This window comes from Kaarinaea lacus (assembly GCF_975902315.1).
Genome location: NZ_CDLKIE010000466.1, coordinates 1 through 2752 on the forward strand (window position 1 = coordinate 1; position 2752 = coordinate 2752).

Annotated in this window: 3 protein-coding genes; 2 read left to right on the forward strand and 1 reads right to left on the reverse strand. The window is 46.8% G+C overall.

Going from position 1 to position 2752, the window contains the following annotated elements:
* Nucleotides 1–153 precede the first annotated feature (153 nt).
* Nucleotides 154–330 carry a hypothetical protein gene (locus ACWVCM_RS14405; RefSeq protein WP_455202457.1) on the reverse strand — a complete coding sequence of 59 codons (177 nt, stop codon included), beginning with the start codon at nt 328–330 and terminating at the stop codon, nt 154–156.
* A gap of 291 nt (nt 331–621) precedes the next feature.
* Between ACWVCM_RS14405 and ACWVCM_RS14410 the strand changes: the two genes are divergently transcribed.
* Together ACWVCM_RS14410 and ACWVCM_RS14415 are read left to right on the forward strand one after the other, a co-directional pair.
* Entirely contained in the window at nt 622–1557 is a 936-nt protein-coding gene (locus tag ACWVCM_RS14410; protein WP_455202458.1) for a hypothetical protein, read from the forward strand.
* Between the two features lie 114 nt (nt 1558–1671).
* Nucleotides 1672–2643, forward strand: a complete 972-nt coding sequence (locus ACWVCM_RS14415) for an MBL fold metallo-hydrolase (RefSeq protein WP_455202459.1) — start codon at nt 1672–1674, stop codon at nt 2641–2643.
* The last annotated feature ends 109 nt before the right edge of the window (nt 2644–2752 follow it).

The following is a 2752-nucleotide window of genomic DNA, read 5'->3' on the forward strand; positions in this document are numbered from 1 at the left end:
GCCCCGTAAAAACCTGTCGTGGGCCGTGATCAATACCCTCTTCATTCGCATGGGGATCGCGATTGAGCGTATCCATGAACGAGTAGTCTGCATATTTTGCGAGTTCCTCAAGCGTCGAAACGGTTGAGGCAGTTTTCTGGGATAAATTATGTTTCATAGGGTAAGCATGGGGTCTGCCCCCTCTTTTTTCCAGTTATTCTTCAGATTCATTGTAGAAACATCTTCATCTATATCCGTTACTATATCTAAGGTTTCTGTTGTTCTTTTACCCCACATCTTATGAAATGCATAAGTTTTACCATGAGCATATATCAACTCATCTTCAGCCATAAAATAGCCGCGTGGCTGAATAACAGGGGACAGACCCCAATTAATCGAGAACATCTGTTTCTTTTGGCCGCCCTGCTTTTCCTTTAGTTTCTCGCCTGCCTAATGCGTGAGCTATTTGCTCCTGAAATCGTTGATTGCCCAACACATATGATCCTTGACCCTATTGATCCTTTTTACTCCAAGAAATGGCTCTGATCCAATATTAGTGAAACCTATGTTCTCACCCTATTTATTGGGTTGGTTAAAAAGTAATAAGCGTAAAAGTTTCCGTTCTTCCATATAATGTGTCCCATGACCAAAAGCTATCGACGAGCCGCTTCCATTGTATTTTATATAATTTGCATCATCGTCATTCCCGTTGCAATGACTTTAAATACAGTAAAAATACCGGCGACCGTTACACTGCATTCCGACAACCCTACGCCCTATGGATATACCATCAGCCTTAGCCTGTTTCTGTTTCCCATGCTGGCGTTGATTTTCTGGATGTATCGATACAAGAACCTTTCGTTTCAGAAAAAAGCATTCTGGTACACCATAGCGCTGCTCACTCCAACGGGCATCGTGCTTGATATACTCTTCGGCAATGCATTTTTCACCTTTGGCAATCATAACGCGGTGTTGGGTATTACCTTTCCAGCCGTTGGCGGGCCTCTTCCGGTAGAGGAACTGGTATTTTATGTATCCGGTTTTATGACCGTGCTTCTACTTTATCTTTGGGGTGATGAATACTGGTTTGAAAAATACAACGTGCCCGATTATGTATCACAATCTCAGGAAATTTCAAAAGTGCTGCAGTTTCACTGGCCTTCGGTTATCGTCGGACTGACATTAATACTATTGTCAGTGATTGTTAAGAAATGGTTTTCACAAAGTAGCGAAGGATTTCCCTGGTACTTCACTTATTTAACCGTCGTAGCGTTAATACCCTCAATGGGCTTGTACCGAACCGTGCGACCGTTTATCAACTGGCGCGCTTTCAGTTTTACTTTTTTTATCATTGTGCTCATTAGTCTGATCTGGGAAACGACACTGGCTCTGCCATACCAGTGGTGGGGATTTCAGGATCGCGCCATGATGGGAATTTTCATCAGCGCCTGGCACAAGCTGCCCATCGAAGAAATAGTGGTATGGTTTTCTGTCAGCTACGCCACTGTCATCATTTACGAAACCATGAAGATCTGGTTATCCTCAAATAAATCCCTTAAAGATTTTTTATTTCACTAACAAAGATAATAATAAAAAGGGTCACCTTTTTATTATAAAGGATGTATTTCTTGGTAGCGAGACAGCCAACTCTCTATAATACATAACACCTGATTATTCACCTGAGGAATCACAATGAGCCCACTCGCCGTCGCACCCTTACCTTTTATCCTGACTCTATTGTTTTTCACAGCTGCATCGGCCGCAGCCAACACGGTCAAGGTGACGCCATTGGGCAGTCACGATGGTGAATTTTGTGGTCGTGATCGGGCGCTGGTTTTTGAAGATCCCGATGGTACACGACTGCTTTACGATGCCGGGCGTACCGTGGCAGGTGCGAAGGATCCGCGCCTGGGTAAAATTGATGCCCTGCTTGTCAGTCATATGCATGGGGACCACGTGGGCAATCAGCATATCGAAGCCACCAACCAGGGTACCTGTGCGACACCCTCAACCCCTGTGAATGCCTTGCCCAATACTAATAGTGTGAATATCGCCCTGGCCAAAAAGGCGAAGATTATTACCGGTAGTGAAATGCCGAAGTTCTTCGCGAGCAAGCTCGAGGCGCTGGGTGGTGATCCCAGGGATGCGCAGCTTGTACGCTTTGGCGGTTCGCGAAAGATTAATGGCGTAACCATTACCACCGTGCCGGCGGTGCATTCCAATGGGATAGCGCCGGGCATGATCGGCGGTCAACTGGGTGATCTGTTACACGCCTCCGGTCTAACCGCCTATGCCGGGCCGCCCACCGGTTATGTGCTGACGTTTTCCAATGGCCTTGTGGTTTATCTTTCCGGCGATACCGGTATCACGGCGGAACAAGACAGCGTGGTACGCCAGCATTACCAGGCCAGGCTGGCGGTGATGAATATTGGTGATACCTATACCACCGGCCCGAAGGAGGCTGCCTTTGTCGTCAATAAACTGATCAAGCCCAAAGCTATTATCGCCTCCCACGCTAACGAAGCGGCAACAAAAAACGGTAAATTAATTCCAGGCACCCGCACCGATATCTTTAAACGCGCGACGAAGGTGCCGGTACATCTGCCATTGAGTGGCAGGACCATGGAGTTCGACTCAAAAGGTCGTTGCGTGTCCGGGTGCTAGTGCCAGAGAAATACTGGACTTGCTTTATTCCAGTCGACACTCAGCCGCTTGGTCCAGACCACGTTTATAACGTCTAAATTGGGAGATAAGTGAAAGCCGGGTTTGAGAA

Excerpts from the sequence above, each read along its gene's own strand:
- ACWVCM_RS14405 (WP_455202457.1), bottom strand. The coding sequence starts at position 330 with ATGGCTGAAGATGAGTTGATATATGCTCATGGTAAAACTTATGCATTT.
- ACWVCM_RS14415 (WP_455202459.1), top strand. The coding sequence starts at position 1,672 with ATGAGCCCACTCGCCGTCGCACCCTTACCTTTTATCCTGACTCTATTG.
- ACWVCM_RS14410 (WP_455202458.1), top strand. The coding sequence starts at position 622 with ATGACCAAAAGCTATCGACGAGCCGCTTCCATTGTATTTTATATAATT.